Annotated in this window: 16 protein-coding genes; 12 read left to right on the forward strand and 4 right to left on the reverse strand. The window is 34.9% G+C overall.

The genetic code is table 11. From position 1 onward, the window contains the following. Window positions 1-3: 3 nt before the first annotated feature. Both GJV77_RS05015 and GJV77_RS05020 read right to left on the reverse strand, forming a co-directional pair. The gene (locus GJV77_RS05015; RefSeq protein WP_155035262.1) at window positions 4-1,254 is read right to left on the reverse strand and encodes a DUF4876 domain-containing protein; all 1,251 of its coding nucleotides are present in this window, start codon (window positions 1,252-1,254) and stop codon (window positions 4-6) included. 4 nt (window positions 1,255-1,258) lie between these two features. Continuing rightward, window positions 1,259-4,009, reverse strand: coding sequence for a TonB-dependent receptor plug domain-containing protein (locus tag GJV77_RS05020; protein WP_155035263.1), 2,751 nt, complete (start codon window positions 4,007-4,009; stop codon window positions 1,259-1,261). A 256-nt stretch (window positions 4,010-4,265) separates the two neighbouring features. On the opposite strand from GJV77_RS05020, the gene GJV77_RS05025 reads away from it, so the two are divergent. Together GJV77_RS05025 and GJV77_RS05030 are read left to right on the forward strand one after the other, a co-directional pair. Further along, complete coding sequence (locus GJV77_RS05025; RefSeq protein ID WP_155035264.1) at window positions 4,266-4,802, forward strand: DUF1697 domain-containing protein; 537 nt, start codon at window positions 4,266-4,268, stop codon at window positions 4,800-4,802. 73 nt (window positions 4,803-4,875) lie between these two features. Beyond that, entirely contained in the window at window positions 4,876-5,334 is a 459-nt protein-coding gene (locus GJV77_RS05030) for a VOC family protein (RefSeq protein WP_155035265.1), read from the forward strand. On the opposite strand, the gene GJV77_RS05035 is transcribed toward GJV77_RS05030, so the two are convergent. Both GJV77_RS05035 and GJV77_RS05040 read right to left on the reverse strand, forming a co-directional pair. Then, window positions 5,329-5,655 (reverse strand): winged helix-turn-helix transcriptional regulator, encoded by a 327-nt coding sequence (locus GJV77_RS05035; RefSeq protein ID WP_155035266.1) that lies wholly within the window; start codon window positions 5,653-5,655, stop codon window positions 5,329-5,331. The genes GJV77_RS05030 and GJV77_RS05035 overlap by 6 nt on opposite strands. Window positions 5,656-5,666: 11 nt before the next feature. Further along, window positions 5,667-7,865: a B12-binding domain-containing radical SAM protein gene (locus GJV77_RS05040; protein ID WP_162521566.1), complete on the reverse strand. Its 2,199-nt coding sequence runs from the start codon at window positions 7,863-7,865 to the stop codon at window positions 5,667-5,669. Window positions 7,866-8,105: 240 nt separating this feature from the next. Between GJV77_RS05040 and GJV77_RS05045 the strand changes: the two genes are divergently transcribed. The 10 genes from GJV77_RS05045 to lepB all read left to right on the forward strand — a co-directional run bounded on the left by GJV77_RS05045 (window position 8,106) and on the right by lepB (window position 19,222). Continuing rightward, entirely contained in the window at window positions 8,106-8,996 is an 891-nt protein-coding gene (locus tag GJV77_RS05045; protein ID WP_155035267.1) for a helix-turn-helix domain-containing protein, read from the forward strand. 124 nt (window positions 8,997-9,120) lie between these two features. Then, window positions 9,121-10,572, forward strand: a complete 1,452-nt coding sequence (locus GJV77_RS05050) for a c-type cytochrome (RefSeq protein WP_155035268.1) — start codon at window positions 9,121-9,123, stop codon at window positions 10,570-10,572. Window positions 10,573-10,574: 2 nt separating this feature from the next. Next, entirely contained in the window at window positions 10,575-11,909 is a 1,335-nt protein-coding gene (locus GJV77_RS05055; protein WP_155035269.1) for a c-type cytochrome, read from the forward strand. A gap of 13 nt (window positions 11,910-11,922) precedes the next feature. Further along, window positions 11,923-12,090 carry a hypothetical protein gene (locus GJV77_RS14765; RefSeq protein ID WP_162853985.1) on the forward strand — a complete coding sequence of 56 codons (168 nt, stop codon included), beginning with the start codon at window positions 11,923-11,925 and terminating at the stop codon, window positions 12,088-12,090. Between the two features lie 792 nt (window positions 12,091-12,882). Continuing rightward, complete coding sequence (bshC, locus tag GJV77_RS05060) at window positions 12,883-14,478, forward strand: bacillithiol biosynthesis cysteine-adding enzyme BshC (protein ID WP_155035270.1); 1,596 nt, start codon at window positions 12,883-12,885, stop codon at window positions 14,476-14,478. A gap of 138 nt (window positions 14,479-14,616) precedes the next feature. Then, on the forward strand, window positions 14,617-15,381 hold the full coding sequence (locus GJV77_RS05065; protein WP_155035271.1) for a ParA family protein: 765 nt from the start codon (window positions 14,617-14,619) through the stop codon (window positions 15,379-15,381). Between the two features lie 28 nt (window positions 15,382-15,409). Continuing rightward, on the forward strand, window positions 15,410-16,315 hold the full coding sequence (locus GJV77_RS05070) for a ParB/RepB/Spo0J family partition protein (RefSeq protein WP_155035272.1): 906 nt from the start codon (window positions 15,410-15,412) through the stop codon (window positions 16,313-16,315). Beyond that, on the forward strand, window positions 16,315-16,902 hold the full coding sequence (locus GJV77_RS05075; protein ID WP_162521567.1) for a DUF5683 domain-containing protein: 588 nt from the start codon (window positions 16,315-16,317) through the stop codon (window positions 16,900-16,902). The genes GJV77_RS05070 and GJV77_RS05075 overlap by 1 nt, the downstream gene beginning before the upstream one ends. 20 nt (window positions 16,903-16,922) lie before the next feature. Continuing rightward, on the forward strand, window positions 16,923-17,630 hold the full coding sequence (gene dapB, locus GJV77_RS05080) for a 4-hydroxy-tetrahydrodipicolinate reductase (RefSeq protein WP_155035273.1): 708 nt from the start codon (window positions 16,923-16,925) through the stop codon (window positions 17,628-17,630). 23 nt (window positions 17,631-17,653) lie between these two features. Further along, entirely contained in the window at window positions 17,654-19,222 is a 1,569-nt protein-coding gene (lepB, locus tag GJV77_RS05085; protein ID WP_155035274.1) for a signal peptidase I, read from the forward strand. The last annotated feature ends 5 nt before the right edge of the window (window positions 19,223-19,227 follow it).

The raw sequence follows: 19,227 nt of genomic DNA on the forward strand, positions 1-19,227 counted from the left end.
ATATTAATGTACTATTCCGTTTTTAAGACTTGCCTCTGTTCCCCACTGAATAAAGTCCTCTGTTGAATTATTCGTGTCTTTATACAATGGTTTTCCATTTTCCATTACCCCTAATTGCTTACGGCGAATAGATTTACCAAATCTTGCAGGATCTCCATCCTCAGTACCGACACCAGTATAACCACTATCCACTGAAGTTCCTATAGGGTTGTGTTCCCAAGCAGCTTGAACTGAACTATTCACTCCGTCTAATATCCATTGATTAGGTACTTTATAATGTGTGCGATCAACCACTCTTCCATTAGCTGCAAATTCAAAAGAATAATCATACTTATAATCCTTCAACCAAGACTCAACTGTCACACCTTCAGGAAAACGAGCAATAGCATAACTTTCAAATCCTCTATTGTGTAAAAAGAACATATTAAAATTCATCTCTGAATAAATAACAAGTGCATTAGGCACTCCAGGACTATCTACCTGTCCCAACCTAGGATTATCCATATTTGGATACTCATAATCCGATCCAGATAAATCAAACGCAGTAGAAACCTGTGCACTATGATCTAATCCCATATCTGCCACTACTATAAAATCCCCAGGTTCAACTTCTTTACCAATTTCATGAGGAATATACAATACACCTCCAACAGGCATAGCCTCTTCTCGAATCTCTGGTGTATAATTATTTTGTTTGATTGCTGAATTAAATGCTGAACGAAGAATTAACAAACCTCCTGTTGATAAAGTCTTATCTGTATTATTGGTGATTTTAAAATATTTACCAGAGTTATACCCTTTTCCTTCCTTAGATACAACCCCTGTAAAAAATACCTCTTCGATAATAAAGTCATTTGCAAATGCTTTTGCAATTAGGCTTAATGTTAATTTGTCTTCTGCATTAATTAACTTCACCTCGCTATTAGATGCAATTCCAACTTTATCTCCACTTTCTAATATTGCAATACCATCTATCGTTACGCGATAAGATCCCTTTGCAGCAACAATAGCCTTTGTAGAGTCTTCGCTTAAGTCCGCTAATATTTCTTTACCTGTATTTAATTCAACTAGAACAACTGTAAGTTTTTCAAAACTTTTAAAACCCGTAATCTTATTTGTATTAAACTCTAATCGCAAATTACTTACTTGAGATTGTTGATCATTTTCAATTGCAGTATCATCACTACTACATGATATTGTGGTCATTGTCAGACTCATTACGGCCACTATTATGGCTAATACTCTTTTTTTCATACTATTAAAAATTATAAGTTAATTCCATTCCGAAATACGGATTAGTAGAACTTGGTCTTTCTACTTTTTTATTGTTAAAATAATAGGGCTGATAATAGTCAAACAACTTGTTGACAAATAAAGAAACCCCCAAACTCTTAAATATCTTTTTGGTTACCTTTAGATTAACCTGAACATCAAAAGGTAATCGCTCTTCCATATTATCAGTGACAGATACAGGTCGTATTAACCACTGTTTGTAGGTATCAGTACGATCCATATCCGTATAATCATGGATCACTCCATCTAAACCAAAATAAGCTATAGGAGCATCGTGCTTGAATGCTCTATACTCGCGTAAAAACCATGTTCCCTGTACCGAAGCCGAGATATTCATATCAATACTAGACAAATACGTATCCACTACAAGATTATAATTCATTCCAGACTTTTCGAACCCTGTATCATTGTTATAAATTCCAATATACTCATATCCTTTACCAGCAAGAGAAACATTAGGCTTTTCTTGTATAGGTTGACTATTTTTATAGGTTGTCCTAAACCACGCTCCCATAAAAGTAAATCTGGTTTGCAATGCTTTAATACGGGGAGAGTAATAACCAAACTCTATTCCTCGCTTATAAGTTTCACTACCGTTGTTTTGTTGACTTCTACTCATCAGTACTGCCTTATCTTCATATGGCAGCTCAGCTAACACAGGAGGAGCTGTCATATTTGCTATATCTAATCCTGAAGTATCATACAGCTTATAAACATAGGAGTTATAATTACTTACTGATCGAAAACCAGAAGGCATCTGTTCATCAAAATAGGTCACAAACAGGCTATGCCCTTTATACCCTAGATCTAAACGAATTTCTTTCTTCACGTTCTTAGCTGCCAAAAGTTTCTTATTGGTAATATCTACGACATACGTCATATAGTTAACTCGTCTAACATCTGGATTGATATGTCCAAAATTGAGCTGAGTAAAATCTAAATACTGTAAATTAGGGTAAAGCATTCCTAAAGTTGGTTGCTTGTACAGCTCTCCATAACCTAAGGTCACCCCACTTATCAGTTCTCCATTTCCAATAATTACTTTAGGAAAATTCCACTGTAGATTAACTCGAGGTTCAGCATATATCTTATTGGCAATGCTATATTCTTGAGAAACATCCAACATCTTCGATAAACGCATACCTGCATATAAGGATAGTTTATGCTTTTGTATAGCATATTCCATGCGATCACCAAGGAATAATGCTAATGTCTGATGTGCTGGAATATCATTAAATGATCTAGGCCGAGTAGTCATATTATCCGATGGTGGTTGAGCTACATCATATATTTGTCCTTTCCCATTATTCTTAGAATAGCGGTAATCTACACCAAACTCAATATTGTGCTTAATACTTGCCGTAGTAAAATCTCCCTCGCCTTTTAATTGAGCTTGAATATCCAGTGGACGTCCTTCTGTACGAAAATTAGACACAAAGGTAGTCTTTGGGTAATAGCCGTCATTAACACCTGTTTCTGTAGCTACAGAAATTGAAGTAGGCCCACTAAACTGTACGAGTTTACGCTGTTTTAAGTTCTCTACTGCTTGTCTAATATTCGTTTGTAAACTAAGTTTATCAATAAACGAATTTCCAAAGAAACGCTGCTCTAATTTATTGGTAAGGTAAAAGACATGTTTTTGATTTTTGTATCTATCAATTTTTTCATACCCTACATCTGGATCTACTACATTCTTATCAATACTAGCTTTATAATCTAAATTCGTTTGCCAACTCAAATCGCTTAAGCCGACGGAATAGATTTTTTTCGAACGAATAGAAACTCCATAACGATTATATAATTGAGTTATATCACGAGGATCACTTTTCGCATTTAAATAGTCCACATTCACATTAATATCCCAAGTTGCTGAAACTGCAAAACCTCTACTTAAATAAAACAGCTTACTAAAGCCATCTGTCTTGAGACGTGCTTCAAGCGATTTAAATCCTGATTTACGAGTAATCTTCACAAGTCCAGAAGTCAAGTCTCCATAAGCTGCAGATGGTATTCCTCTAACAATCTCAACACTTTCAATATCGTTAGTTGCTATAGTACGCATATCCACCCCAATATTAGTCGTATTATGCGTCGGTCCATTTCTATCCACCGACACTTGAAAATCGGCATTTGTATTCAATATAGCTCCATCAATCATAAACTGTGTCCCTAATGAACCAGTATTATATTGCCCTCCACCTTTTCCAAACTCGCGAATAAGCACTCTGTTCGTAGACGTTAAATTCGGTTCCGATGCTTTACCTCCTGGAAGTAACTCCATTAAATCAGAAAAACTAGAAGGTTGAAGATGAGCCATTGCTTTTCTATTGATAATAGAACTACTGCTCAATCCTTTGCCTTCTTTAGCAGTTACCACAATATCTTGCAATGCTGTAGTTACCGGAATAAGCTCTAGTTTATAGATTGCTTTATTGTTAACTGTAAATTGCTTTTGCTCAACTCCATACCCCAAATGACTGGTGATTACCGTGAAAATATTCTCTACTTTCCCAAACTTAGCACTCCCTTTATTGTCCGTCAAATCTGTGTATGTGTATTCTCCTGAAATAACTTGTACATATACATCGCTAATAGGCTTACCTAAGGGATCAATAATCAAAAGTGTATTTTTCTTATTCTGTGCCTTTACACTTATCACACTAAACAAAAGAATAAAAAAAGTTAGTAAAGATAGTTTCGATATCGTGTTAAACATGATGCCATTTTTTTTCAAAGTGCAAATGTATACAATATTATTTTATTTAGACTAATTTTACACAATACGCAATACATACTGTAGTACACTCCATAAATCAATTCACAAGCAAGTTTATTAAAAAATATAATATAGATTAAGTTTAAATAAACTAACAGATGATATCACAAGCTTTCTTATAAAATTTGTATAAAAAGAAAAAAATAACTTTTTAACCATTAAACTAAAAACTTTCTATTTTTAATTATATTTGAATATGAAAACATACATAACACTTCTTAGAGGAATTAATGTCAGTGGTAAAAACATCATAAAAATAGAAGCGTTAAAATCGTTGTGTACTACTCTAGGGCTACAGAATATAAAGACCTATATACAAAGTGGTAATATTGTATATCAAACTACGACACAAGATCCTCATGCCTTGTCTCTAAAAATACACCAAACAATACGAGATAACTTTGGGCTAAACATCTCAATACTAACCATGTCAAGCGAACAATTCGAGGACATCGTCAACCAAAACCCCTATAATACGACAGATGAACTGTCAAAACTATATATCTCTTTCATTAATAGTCCACCTCAACTAAATCACTTAGATTCTCTTAATGAAAAGAAAGCCGACACAGAGCTTATTCACATTACAACCTCTGCCGTATACCTAGTCGCAGCGATTGGTTATGGAAAAACAAAAATCACTAATACGCTTATAGAAAACAAACTAAAAGTAACTGCTACCACACGTAACTACAAAACTTGTTTAAAACTAATTGAGTTAAGTAAAACCTAAACATAGCTGTCTAACGAACAATTATGTCTGTCCTTGTCTAAGCCAATAATACCACATAAGTTTGTCAAAAAAGATGAAACTAAAAGATAACATTACTGCTTTTCATCACTATGCTATCAAAGCACAAGCATATAGTGAAACTATCCTCTTCTATGAGCAATTAGGTTTTGTACAAGTACATACATGGTCATTACCAGACTTTAATTTAAAACAAGCTACTATGTTGTTTCAACCCAAGTTAAATATGTACTTAGAAGTATTTGATAAAGATGCTGATATTCCTACACAAGGACGTAAAAGAACAAGTAATGACGAGTATATCGAAAATGCCTTACTTCACATCTGTTTTACGGTAAAAGATGCAGCACTGGCTAGAACAGAAGCTCTAAAGATAGGTGCAAGAGATTTAAGTCATGGCACTTTTGACATCACACTATCAGACAATAATAAAGACGTAGCTGTAACTAATAGCCTTGTCTATAGCCCTAATGGAGAAGTAATCGAATTCTTAGAAGAAGTCTGCTTTCTATAAATCACCTAATGACTGAAAAGATTTTATTATCGTAATAAAGTCTTTTCCCTTTGATGTTAACCAATAAACGGAAGCTGTTTTATCCTTCTCTTTTCTAATCAAATTGTCTTTTTGCAATTCGCTTAACTGCTTAGTAAGAATGCGCTCTGACAGATTAGGCAGTACTTCGATAAACTCATGATAACGCAATTCTCTCTCAATCAAGGCAAACAGTATAGACATCTTCCATCGGCCACTTATTTGCATTAAGACGCGATGAGCTGCACAATACTCTTTTAGCGTATTCTCGTTACTAAAGTTAGTAGAAGTCTCCTTTCTCATAATAGATCAACTTATAAGACTAATAATGCCATTTCTTTTAATGCCAATGCAGGTTTAGAATACCAGAAAGGCTCGAAGTCTTCGTTGGTAAATTCCTCAAAACTTTTCTTCATCTCTTGATAAGTCATTGTTTGTGACGCTTTCTCTTTTAATGTTTCAACGAAGTGTACAAACCAATCTCCCACTACTCTATCCACATCTACAGCAATAGTTTCTTTCTTGGTATAAAACACCAACTGAGCCATCTCAAACACTCTGTTCTTTTTCTTCTTTTCGAAGTATTCGATATAAGGGAAGGTTCCCAACCATACAACCTTTTGATTAGGCTTACACACTGTCAAAGGTTCGTTGTTTAAACAGCTAAATATATAATCTGACGCTATACTCGTACGGGGTACTTTAAAATCAAACCATTCGTTCAACGGCCAGTCAAAGCACATACCATGCATATAGTTAAACAGTGATTTTTTCAATCCAAAGGAAAACTTGTCGTGTATCGCACCATTCATCTCTACGTGAGGCACATCGTTATTTGCAAATGTTCCCATCTCAGCATTTATTCGTTCTACTTTATACTCTTCAGGATTAATCCCTACAGGTGAATGAGCTGTCATCGCGAACTGATGCCAGAAACCCGACTGCATAACCCCAGCCTCAAAAAGCTGACGTACCATCTCTAAACTGTCTATTGTTTCTTGTGCTGTTTGTGTTGGGAAGCCATACATCAAGTAAGCATGTACTAAAATACCGGCCTCTGTAAAGTTTCTATTCACACGAGCCACTTGCTCTACTGTTACCCCTTTGTCAATTAGTTTAAGTAAACGATCTGACGCCACTTCTAGTCCTCCTGATACAGCTATACATCCAGATGCTTTTAGTAGTAAACACAAATCTTTAGTAAAACTCTTCTCAAAGCGAATATTCGTCCACCACGATACTGTTAGTTTACGTCTGATAATCTCTAAGGCTAATTCTCGCATTAATGCTGGTGGTGCAGCCTCATCTACAAAGTGAAACCCTGTCTCTCCTGTCTGTTCTATTAGCGTTTGCATACGATCGACAATCTGCTTAGCCGCTATTGGTTCATACACTTTGATATAATCTAAACTAATATCACAGAACGTACACTTACCCCAATAGCATCCATGAGCCATGGTCAGTTTATTCCATCGGCCATCACTCCACATACGATGCATTGGATTCACTACTTCTATCACGGAGATATATTCTGTTAGTAGTAGATCAGAGTAATCGGGTGTACCAACTTCAGCCTGTTTATAGTCACGCTTTAGAGGATTATTAACATAGACTACCTCTCCCTCTTTAACAATCAGTGTACGTTTTAATTCCTCTTGTGTAATCTTACCTTCTACATATAGAATCAAGTTTTCCAGTGGAGCTTCCCCATCATCTAAGGTAATGAAGTCAAAGAATTCAAATACTCGTACATCTTTTAACGAACGTAACTCTGTATTTGGGAATCCTCCACCCATCGTTATCTTGATATGAGGATACTCACTTTTGATGTACTGAGCACATCTAAAGCTACTATATAGATTACCTGGAAAAGGTACTGAAAAACCAATAATCTTAGGATTAGTCTTATCTATTAGCTGTTGAAGTAACGCTATCGTAATCTCATCGATATAGGTCAATGGCTGTTGAAGTACCTCATACATCTCATCGAATGTATGTGCCGAACGTCCTAAACGCTCTGCGTATCTACTAAACCCAAAGTTAGTATCTACCGTCTCTACGATCAAGTCTGACAAATCTTCTAAGTACAAGGTAGATAGATGTTTTGCCTTATCCTGAATACCCATTGTCCCGAATGCCCACTCTAACTCTTCTAATTGCTCAAAGCGAGATGCTCTTGGCAAATAATCTTCTTGTACAATAGCATGTGCTAACGTAGGATTCTTTCCTTGCAAGAAAGCGATTACTGCATCTATCGTAGCGATATAGTCTTCTTCTAAAGCTAAGATACGGTGAACATTAGGAGATACCTCTTCTATGTGTTCATGCACATAGTCAAACAAATCTACTAACCCTTGTTTACTAAACAATTGTAATATAACCTCTATCCCTAAGTCCGCCTGATAACTATCTATATTTAGAGTATTCAAGAACCCTTTAATATATGCCGTAGCCGGATAAGGTGTGTTTAACTGTGTAAACGGTGGAGTTATAAATGCTATTGTTGTATTCACTGTATCTAATTTTGGAGTGCAAAGATACTACTATTCAATGGAGTAAAAAACTGTATCTGTTATACAAGCAACACTATTTAATTGCAAATTAACACTCAAAAAATCAGCACATTAATAATAAAAGTAATTTTACTATTCAGTTATTCTACTTATAAATAAAATCACACGATAATTTATTTCTATAACTACTATCTCTATCACATCTATCATATTCCTATCTTTGTACAAAATATTAGAGATATGGAGAACAACAGCATTCCCATTTACAACATTTGTAACTTACTCGACAATAACAACATATCACAAGATTGTGTTGTATATCGATTAGAAGAGTATATTTCTAATAGACCTACCATGGTGTCTTCTCCGCATAGACATGCCTTCTACCAAATATTATTTGTATCAAAAGGAAAAGGAATTCACTCTATTGACTTTGAGAAATTCTCTATCGAAGAGAAATGCCTATTCTACCTAAATCCATCACAAGTGCACAAATGGGAATTCGAACCAGGTACTGAAGGTTTCTTGATAAACTTTAATGACAATTTCTTACGCACCTTTTTAGTAAACCCAAATTACCTAAGTGAGTTTACTTTTTTCGGAGGCAATGCACACTATTCCAAGTTCTCTTGTGAGAAGTGCTATGAAACTTTACAAAGTAAATTTGAAAAGATATACTACGCTTACTTAGAGAACCAGCCTTTACAAAAGGATTATATGAAAGTACTCATGCTTGAGTTGTTTCTAGAAACACAATTATTTCTGGTCAAAAAAGTCTTTGATCACGAAGAGCACAACGAAACAAATGGAGCACATGCGATAGTTAAAAATTTAGAAAAACTAATAGAAACTCACTTCATAGAAAAACGACTACCTAGTGAGTATGCAGAATTACTATATATAACACCAAATCACCTCAACTCACAGTGTAAAAAAGTACTAGGTATAACAGTTGGAGAAGTGATACGCAATCGCGTTATTTTAGAATGTAAACGCTTATTAGTTAATGCTGATTTATCTATTACAGAAATTTCGTATGCCTTGGACTTTAAAAATAATGCCTATTTCTCTAGGTTCTTCAAAAAATACACTGGATTGTCCCCTGAAGAATTCCGCAGAAAGAGTAAATAATTGATTCTTTATATCAAAATCCCTATTTACAAACTACGTGGAATTGATTAGTGTAAATATCACCACGTTTAGTGTAATACTTTTCAGTAGCTAGCATTCTAACTTTGCTGAAAAATAACACAATATGGATTTTCCTTTATTTCATTTAGACTGGTTGAACGACCGTTTTCTTATCGCAATGATAGCGATTATACACGTTTTCATCAATCATGGTCTTGCAGTTGGTTTTATCCCATACATTACATTACTAGAGCAAAAAGGAGTAATGAGAGGTGGCCCTGACCAGGTCACTGACTTAGCTTGGGACAAAATGGTACAACGCATGATGATGGTTGGGTTCGTTATCACAACCACAATGGGGGCAATGACAGGAGTAGGAATATGGTTTTCTGCAGCATTAATTAGCCCAAACTCAATTGGTAGTTTAATCCGCGTATTTTACTGGGGATGGTTTACAGAATGGATTGTCTTCGTTTTAGAAGTAATCTTTATTATGATCTACTTCCTTACATGGAAAAACTCTAACAAATCACTACGTGCCAAACAACGTCATATCCGATTTGGATGGTTCTTATCAGCCTTCTCATGGCTAACGATGGCTATTATCGTAGCGATCCTTGGTTTTATGATGGATCCAGGAAACTGGATAGAAGAACACTCATTTATTAATGGATTAACAAACCCTATATATCTACCTCAACTACTATTTAGAACGCCAACGGCTATGGTTATAGGAGGTGCATTCGGATTCTTGTTAATCATGTTATTCACAAAAAAAGAGAGTCCTATTCGTCCAACTGCCATGAAAACAACAGCGATATGGACACTGTTGTGGTTACCTATGTCAATATTAGCAGCGATACACTACTACAATGTGATACCGGAAGCCATGACAGCAAATATGAGTACTGCTGTAGGTACTATGGAATTTGAACTTTACTACGATATACTTAAGTATATCATTTTAGTAGCGACAAGCTCGTTAGCTCTTCTAGCAATATGGGTGTTGTGGAAGCCTAAAAAGGTCAATCTAATTATGGTCATTATTCCATTTGTACTTTCTCTTGGATTCTTAGGTATATTTGAACGTGTACGTGAATTCATTCGAAAACCTTATGTCATTGGAGACTATATGTATTCTAACCTTATTCGCGAAGAAGATTACCCTTTATTACAGCGCGACGGTATACTGAAACACGCAACCTATACTCGTATCACAGAAATCACAGACGAAAATAAACTTGAAGCAGGTAGAGATGTATTTATGATCGCTTGTTCGAGATGTCATACTTCTCAAGGAATAAACTCCATAATCTACGTATTTGAAAAAATGTACGGCATTGGAAAACCGTTAGACATCAACGGAATGAAAGCCTATATACCAAATATGCACAATGGTAGACCATATATGCCTCCATACCCAGGTAATGAAGAAGAGTTAGATGCACTAGCTCATTATATCTACTACTTACAACAGAGTGGTACCGCATTAGAAGGATCACAAAGTGCTGGATCACAATTAAATCCAACACACTCTGTTGAACATTTTATCGAACAAAAATCTAAACAACAATAATTATGAACAATACTCCATTACCTAAAGATATACCATTAGACTTACCTCTTCCGGAATGGCTATTGGTCTTGCTATTAGTCGTTTCATTTTTAGCACACATCGTCTTTGTCAACCTGATGGTAGGCGGATCAATTGCAACGCTGTGGGCAGAAATAAAAGGACTTAAAAACAAAGAATACGATGTCTTAGCACAAGAAATAGCAGCTACCATCACAGTCAATAAATCACTTGCTGTGGTACTTGGTGTTGCTCCTCTACTAAGTATCAATGCCCTATATACTGTTTATTTCTATACGGCGAATTCGCTAACAGGAATTATGTGGATATTGATTATCCCTTTAGTGGCTATTGTTTTCCTATTAACTTATTTGCATAAGTACACATGGGAAGCCATGGCAAACATGAAGCTTTTACACATATCTATTAATGTGTTAGCTGTCTTGATGTTCTTATTTATCCCATTAATATTCTTAGTGAATATCAACTTAATGTTGTTCCCTGAAAAATGGATGAGTGTTCGTGGTTTTCTATCAGCACTTGCTTTGCCAAACGTATTCCCTAGGTATTTCCATTTTATTTGTGCTTCACTAGCCCTCACAGGTTTATTTATCACATGGTATATGGGACGTAAAAATTACCCTTTCGAAGAATATTTTAAAGTGTTTACAAGAGCAAAAGTAAAGCGTATTGGATATCAATTAGCCCTTGGTGCTTCTATTGCTCAATTCTTATTTGGACCAATAGTTATGGCTACTTTACCAGCCAAAGGATTTAGCTGGACGATGATGGGAATCATCCTTACAGGAGTAGCTGTAGCTATTTATGCTGTCTATTATATGATTCAAACCTTAAGAGGAACAGACGAACAGCTGGACCGATACTTCAAGCGCATCGTTATAGCCATGAGTATCGTAGTCGTATTCATGGGAAGTGGTCGTCATGTATATAGAGCTAATGCAATCAACCCTCACCGCGAATTAATGGCTCAAAAAACAGCAGCCTTCGAACAAGCTTCAAAAGAAGCTAGAGAACAACTCAACAACAAACAGCAACAAGAAGAACTAGCATTAGCCGAAGCATCAGCTGTAGGAGATAATACTGCTAAGGGAAAAGCTGTTTTTAATAGCTATTGTGCGGCTTGTCACAAAGAGAAGACACCTCTAGTAGGTCCTCCTGTAACAGAAATGAAAGAAATCTATACAGGAAATAAAGCTGATCTAATCAAATGGATTAAAAAGCCTGGCAAAAAACGACCTGATGCACCACAAATGCCTCCATTCCCTCAAATTAATGATGCGGATATGGAAGACTTGACTCAGTATATTTTAAACATTTAAAAAAAACACATGTATGATTACAACCTTATATGTAATAGTAATATTAGCTATCTTAATAATCTGTGGTATCACAGCTTCTAAAGTAGTTCAAATCTATTTGTATTCCACCAAAAACAAAGAATTGTGGAAGAAAGAAATCAAGGAAGAAAAAGATTATGAGTTCATCAAAGGACTATACTAAATAGCAAACACTACAATTTCATTCATAACAAACACTACATCCTCTATCCCTTATTATTAAGTAATCACGCTTAGTTACACAATACTTTTTGCAACTATAACCCGTTTTTCAAAAACAACAATAGTCCTAAATCTAAGTGTATGAGCATTACTTTTTAATGAGGGATAGCTTTTTGTCTATACCTATATATTTCTAAAAATTGAACAGCTAATATATTAGCGTCCGATTTTTATTTCAATTCACATAGTAGTTTCAACCATATTTATCAAATAATAAAAAAACTTTCATATCTTCACATCGTACTCTATTCAATTAATTCGGTCTTTTTTAAATATTTTAATTGATTAATTTATCGAAGAAAAAAAAGGTAATTAGCAGAAGAATAACTTCGGCTAATTACCTTTTTTATTTCTACTTATTTTTTTCCCAATGGTCGGGACATGATCATATCTAAATCATTTCAACGATCAAAAAACTACTAATTTCACATTCTCCCAAGGTCTAACAAAAACATCACACCTCACTTCCTCCACTACCGCACCTCAGACTTATATTCTTTTCCACACCTAAAAAAGTATTTTTTAAAGAGATTTTTTTGCCCCATTTTCGTTGTAGAATAAGCTTTATATTTAAAAATAGGACATTTAATGGTAAAAAATTGCTTTTACCTATTGCTTTAACAACTATTTCAGTAAAGATTATTACATTTAATCCTAGGACAATAATCTTTAAACAACGTTAAACCTGAATTTAAAAAGCGATTATTATTTAAATTAGCAAAAAACAAACACTATGCCTACAGATAAAATTACGTTTCAAAACGCGGGCTATTTTTCAAAACTAATGGTCGATTACCTCAATCAAGAGGATAATCTAAAACACTTATATAACCACTTTCCAACGCTACAGAACTTTAAACAACAGATAGACGAAAAACGTGTGAACTATCCTACAGCAAATAGGGCTGTACTCTCTCAAGCGTTGTTAAGCCAATATAAAAATACAAAAGTATCTGACAATACTATAGAAAACATACACGCATTAACACAAGAAAACACCTATACGGTTACTACAGGACATCAATTAAATTTATTTACGGGTCCACTATATTTTTTATACAAGATAATTTCTGTTATCAAATTAGCGAAAGAGTTAAAAACTAAATACCCAACTGATCACTTTGTACCCGTATACTGGATGGCTACAGAAGATCACGATTTCGAAGAGATTAATCACTTCGTATTTGAAGAAAAAGTAATTTGCTGGAACAAAGAAAGTAAAGGACCTGTAGGAAGACTCAGTACAAAAGGGTTAGATAAAGTATTTGAAGTATTCCAATCACATATAGGCGTTGGAATTAATGCGACATATATCAAAGAATTATTCGAAAATGCCTATCTAAAACACGACACCCTAACAGCGGCTACGCGCTACTTAGCCAATGAATTATTTGCTGCCTATGGATTAGTAATCATAGATGGCGATGATGCTGCGCTAAAAAAACTATTTACGCCACATATCAAAGAAGAGTTGCTTCAACAAAGTGCCATCAAAGAAGTAGAAAAAAGTTATGCTACACTAGCTGACTACTTCATACAGGTAAACCCTCGTGAGATTAACTTGTTTTACATACAAGACAATCTTCGAGAGCGCATTATTTTTGAAGATGAGGTTTATAAAATAAACAACACAACGATCACATTCTCTAAAGAAGCCCTACTAGAAGAGCTTGAACATCACCCAGAGCGATTTAGTCCGAATGTAATCCTTAGACCTCTATACCAAGAGGTCATCTTACCAAACTTGTGTTATACTGGTGGTGGTGGAGAGTTAGCCTATTGGTTGGAATTAAAAAGTGTATTTGACTTACATAAAGTAACATTTCCAATGCTTTTATTGAGAAATTCAGTCTTATTAGCTACTTCCAAACAAGTAGAAAAAATGGATAAATTAGGTTTGTCATGGAAAGATATATTTCAAAAACAAGAACAGTTAATCAATGCTAAGACAGAAGAGTATTCGACGATACAATTTGACTTTGACCAACAACGTCAATTCTTAGAAGAACAATTCGAATCACTAGAAAAGATTGCTCTACAAACAGACCAATCATTTGTAGGAGCGGTTAATGCACAAAAAACTAAACAACTAAAAGGGTTAGACAATCTAGAAAAACGACTGCGCAAAGCAGAAAAACGAAAATACGCTGATCAGTTAAATCGAGTTGTTTTACTGCAGAATGAATTGTTTCCCAATCAAAGTTTGCAAGAAAGACGAGAAAACTTTTCAGCTTTCTATAAAGCCTTTGGAAACCAACTAATCAATCGTCTATTTGAGCAATTAACCCCCCTTGACCAAAACTTTGACACTATAACATTAGAAGGTTAAAAACCTACAAATCAACTATATTACCGCTTAAACAATTAATCTATATACAATAAAAAGGTTCATAAACTGTTAATAAATAAGATTTTAAAAACTAATAAATAATCGTATTTTTACGACTTAATTAATTTCATTAACAGAATGGGAAAAATCATTGCTGTCGCAAATCAAAAGGGAGGAGTAGGAAAAACAACTACTTCAGTTAACTTAGCAGCTTCATTAGGAGCACTGGAGAAAAAAGTACTTTTAATAGATGCTGACCCACAAGCGAATGCTACATCTGGTCTAGGAGTAGATGTAGATGCAGTAGAGATCGGAACGTATGAAATTTTAGAGCATAGCTGCTCCCCTGCCGATGCAATTGTCGATTGTACAGCTCCAAATGTGTACTTAATTCCTGCACATATTGACTTAGTTGCAATTGAAATCGAGCTAGTTGACAAGAAGAACCGAGAGTACATGCTAAAAGAAGCATTAAAATCAATCAAAAACAACTATGATTACATCATTATTGATTGTGCTCCATCATTAGGGTTGCTAACATTAAATGCACTGACAGCGGCTGATTCAGTAATTATACCTATTCAATGTGAATACTTTGCCTTAGAAGGGCTAGGGAAACTATTAAATACAATAAAAAGTGTACAGAAAATACACAACCCAGCATTAGATATTGAAGGATTATTGCTGACAATGTATGATTCTCGTTTAAGACTATCTAATCAAGTCGTAGAAGAAGTACAAAAACACTTCAATGACATGGTATTTGAAACTATCATACAACGAAATGTAAAATTAAGTGAAGCGCCTAGTTTTGGAGAAAGCATCATAAACTATGATGCAACAAGTAAAGGAGCGACAAACTATATTAATTTAGCAGAAGAAATTATACTTAAAAACAAATAAGTTAAGTATAGAGAATTTAGAAACTATTATGGCAAAGGCATTAAAAAAACAAGCTTTAGGAAGAGGTCTTTCAGCTCTACTGAAAGATCCAGATAATGATATTAAATCTATTGAAGATAATAACGCAGATAAAGTTGTTGGGAACATTATCGAATTAGATATAGATTCCATCGAAATTAATCCTTTTCAACCCCGTACTAATTTCAACGAAGAATCGCTAAACGAGCTTGCTACTAGTATTCGTGAATTGGGTGTAATCCAACCGATTACTGTACGTAAGATTGACTTTAATAAATTTCAATTAATCTCGGGAGAGCGAAGATTGCGAGCATCTAAACTTGTTGGTTTAGATACAGTTCCTGCTTTCATTCGCATTGCTAATGACAATGAGTCTTTAACAATGGCATTGGTAGAAAATATCCAACGTCATGACTTAGATCCAATTGAAATAGCCCTGTCATATCAACGCCTTATGGATGAGATTGACTTAACACAAGAACAAGTAAGTGATCGCGTAGGTAAAAAGCGCTCTACGATAGCCAACTATATTCGATTGTTACGCTTAGACCCAATTATCCAAACTGGTATCCGAGACGGTTTCATATCCATGGGACACGGTCGTGCTATCATCAATGTAGAAGACTTAGATATTCAAACTGAAATCTATCACAAGATTATACTAGAAAGTCTATCTGTACGCGAAACAGAAGCCTTAGTAAAGCAATATCAAGAAGACTTAAAAACTTCTAAAATTCCGGAGTTACCTAAAAAAGCTAAAACCTTTGAAGTACCTGCTACTTATACCAAATCATTTGGAGAGTTTTTTGGTGCTAAAGTAGATATTAAAGTGTCTGCTAATGGAAAAGGGAAAATTTCAATTCCTTTCCACTCTGAAGAAGATTTAAATCGCCTAATCAAACTTTTAGACAACTAGTGAGAACCAAAATATTATTTTTCATATTCCTTTTCTCATGCATTGGGCCTTATGCTAATGCACAAAAAAAAGAAAAAGAAAGCAAAACAACATTTGATACCGAAGCCGATTACAAGCCATTAGACCCTCTTGCACCTGCAAGATCGGCATTCTTTACATCTGTTGTTCCTGGACTTGGTCAAATATACAATAAGAGCTATTGGAAAGTACCTCTAGTATATGCTGGTATAGGTATTCCAGCCTATTTTTGGGCTGATAATCAAAGACAATACACAAGATATCGAGACGAGTATAAAAGACGTTTACAGGGAGTCCATGACAAAGACCATCCAACATTTGGAGGGTTAGACAATGCCCGTTTATTAGAAGCACAAAAATTTTATAGACGAAACCGAGATCTATCTGTTGTTATTACAGTTGGTTTTTATATATTGAGTATCGTTGATGCAAACGTCGATGCACATCTAACCCAATTCAATGTCAATGAAAACCTAAGTATTCGACCTGCCTTTGAATTCAACAACCAATACTTAACACAAAATCAATTGCAACTGCAGTACGCAGTGAACATACAATATAAATTCTAATCAATCACAATACTATAAGAATGAAAATAGCGTTATTAGGATATGGAAAAATGGGGAAGATAATTGAGCGTATCGCCTTAGAACGCGGACACGAAATCGTGTTGCGTAAAACAAGCGAATCATCATTTAATGGAATAGAAAAAGCTGATGTCGCTATTGACTTTAGTGTTCCTTCATCCGCAGTTGAAAATATAAAAGCTGCATTAGATGCTCAAGTACCCGTGATCAGTGGTACTACTGGTTGGTTAGAACACTATGATGAAATCACATCCTACTGCAACGAGCAAGAAGGTGCATTTCTATATGGATCAAACTTCAGTCTAGGAGTAAATATTTTTTTTAAACTAAACGAGTACCTAGCTAAAATGATGAATCAATTAGAACAGTACAACGTTTCGATGGAAGAGATACATCATACACAAAAATTAGATGCTCCTAGTGGTACAGCAATCTCTCTAGCTGAAGGAATAATAGCGAATTCTAACTACACAAATTGGACACTAGAACAAGCTAATACACAAGAGATCCACATTGATGCAAAACGCATTGATAGCGTTCCAGGAACCCATAGTGTATTCTACGACTCAGCTATTGACCAAATCGAGATAAAACACACTGCACACTCACGCGAAGGTTTTGCTTTGGGAGCTGTGGTAGCAAGTGAGTGGATTAAAGACAAAAAAGGTATATTCACTATGCAAGATGTTTTAAATCTAAACAATAAATAACCTTACAGACAAAAAAATAAACTATGACAATGTTACAATGGTTTTTATTCTTTCTATTGATACAAGTAATTCACTTTGCTGGTACATGGAAACTATATACTAAAGCAGGATACAAAGCTTGGCAAGCACTTATACCAGTCTATAATGCTATCATCTTAATGCGTATAATAAACCGACCTACCTGGTGGGTGATTTTATTATTTATACCTATCGTCAATCTAATTATGTTTCCTGTAATATGGGTAGAAACGATTCGAAGTTTTGGCAAAAACTCAACTTTAGACACCGTATTAGTTGTTCTTACTCTAGGTTTTTACACCTACTATATCAACTATGCGACATCAGTGACCTATATCGAAAATAGAAGTACTAAACCTGCTTCTGAAGCAGGAGAGACAATGAGTTCTATCCTATTTGCAGTAGTCGTAGCTACAATTATACACACCTATGCAATACAGCCTTATACTATTCCTTCATCTTCATTAGAGAAGACACTATTAGTAGGAGACTTTTTATTCGTGAGTAAATTTCACTATGGAGCGCGTACACCATTGACAACAGTAGCTATGCCAATGGCACACGATACAATCCCTTTCACAAAACAAAAGTCATATCTAAAAAAGCCACACCTTCCTTACTTTAGATTACCAGGTTTTCAGAAAGTACAACATAACGATATTGTTGTTTTTAACTGGCCAATAGATACTGTTTATACATTTAGAGACCCATTAAGAAGACCCGCTGTTGATAAGCCAATTGACAAAAGGACGAATTATGTAAAAAGAGCTGTTGGATTACCAGGTGAGAATCTATCCATTAAAAATGGTTATGTATTTATCAATGATAAACAACTAGTACTAAACGACCGTGCTAAATTACAATTTGCTTATGTCGTTAAAACAGATGGTAAACCTTTTGATATCATGTCAGTAATTAAAAAATTTGATATCACAGAAACACCTTATTATCCAAGCAATGCTACACAATCAATCATTGTATTCCCGGCATTAACTAACGAAGCTGTTGATTACATAAAAACATTCAGTGCAGTACAGTCTATCGATCGTATTCCGGACACACCGATGCCAGGTTTTATATTTCCACACAACAAAAAAGACTGGACAACAAATAACTTAGGTCCTATACATATCCCAGCGAAAGGAGAGACAGTAAGACTAACTGCTGAGAATTTACCGATGTATAAACGCATTATAGATACATACGAAAACAATACATTGGCGTATGCTGATGGATCATTTATCATTAATGGGGTTCGTACTAATGATTATACCTTTAAGCAGGACTACTATTACATGATGGGAGACAACAGAGATAACTCTGAAGATAGTAGATTTTGGGGATTTGTACCAGAGGATCACATTGTAGGTAAGCCGGTATTTATCTGGATGAGTTTAGATCAAAACACACCGTGGTCAAAATTCTTAGATAAAGTCAGATGGGATAGACTATTTACTACAGTCAATGGTAATGGTGCCAAAACATCATACTTTCCATACTTCATTGTAGTTTTAATTGGATACTTTGGCTATACTACATATAGAAACAGAAAAAAGAAAAAAAATAATAATTAAATAAA

The sequence above is a fragment of the Myroides pelagicus genome, from assembly GCF_009711055.1.
GTDB lineage: Bacteria > Bacteroidota > Bacteroidia > Flavobacteriales > Flavobacteriaceae > Flavobacterium > Flavobacterium pelagicum.

Coding starts and splice junctions, on each gene's coding strand:
- GJV77_RS05015 (WP_155035262.1), bottom strand. CDS start 1,254: ATGAAAAAAAGAGTATTAGCCATAATAGTGGCCGTAATGAGTCTGACA.
- GJV77_RS05020 (WP_155035263.1), bottom strand. CDS start 4,009: ATGTTTAACACGATATCGAAACTATCTTTACTAACTTTTTTTATTCTT.
- GJV77_RS05025 (WP_155035264.1), top strand. CDS start 4,266: ATGAAAACATACATAACACTTCTTAGAGGAATTAATGTCAGTGGTAAA.
- GJV77_RS05030 (WP_155035265.1), top strand. CDS start 4,876: ATGAAACTAAAAGATAACATTACTGCTTTTCATCACTATGCTATCAAA.
- GJV77_RS05035 (WP_155035266.1), bottom strand. CDS start 5,655: ATGAGAAAGGAGACTTCTACTAACTTTAGTAACGAGAATACGCTAAAA.
- GJV77_RS05045 (WP_155035267.1), top strand. CDS start 8,106: ATGGAGAACAACAGCATTCCCATTTACAACATTTGTAACTTACTCGAC.
- GJV77_RS05050 (WP_155035268.1), top strand. CDS start 9,121: ATGGATTTTCCTTTATTTCATTTAGACTGGTTGAACGACCGTTTTCTT.
- GJV77_RS05055 (WP_155035269.1), top strand. CDS start 10,575: ATGAACAATACTCCATTACCTAAAGATATACCATTAGACTTACCTCTT.
- GJV77_RS14765 (WP_162853985.1), top strand. CDS start 11,923: ATGATTACAACCTTATATGTAATAGTAATATTAGCTATCTTAATAATC.
- bshC (WP_155035270.1), top strand. CDS start 12,883: ATGCCTACAGATAAAATTACGTTTCAAAACGCGGGCTATTTTTCAAAA.
- GJV77_RS05065 (WP_155035271.1), top strand. CDS start 14,617: ATGGGAAAAATCATTGCTGTCGCAAATCAAAAGGGAGGAGTAGGAAAA.
- GJV77_RS05070 (WP_155035272.1), top strand. CDS start 15,410: ATGGCAAAGGCATTAAAAAAACAAGCTTTAGGAAGAGGTCTTTCAGCT.
- dapB (WP_155035273.1), top strand. CDS start 16,923: ATGAAAATAGCGTTATTAGGATATGGAAAAATGGGGAAGATAATTGAG.
- lepB (WP_155035274.1), top strand. CDS start 17,654: ATGACAATGTTACAATGGTTTTTATTCTTTCTATTGATACAAGTAATT.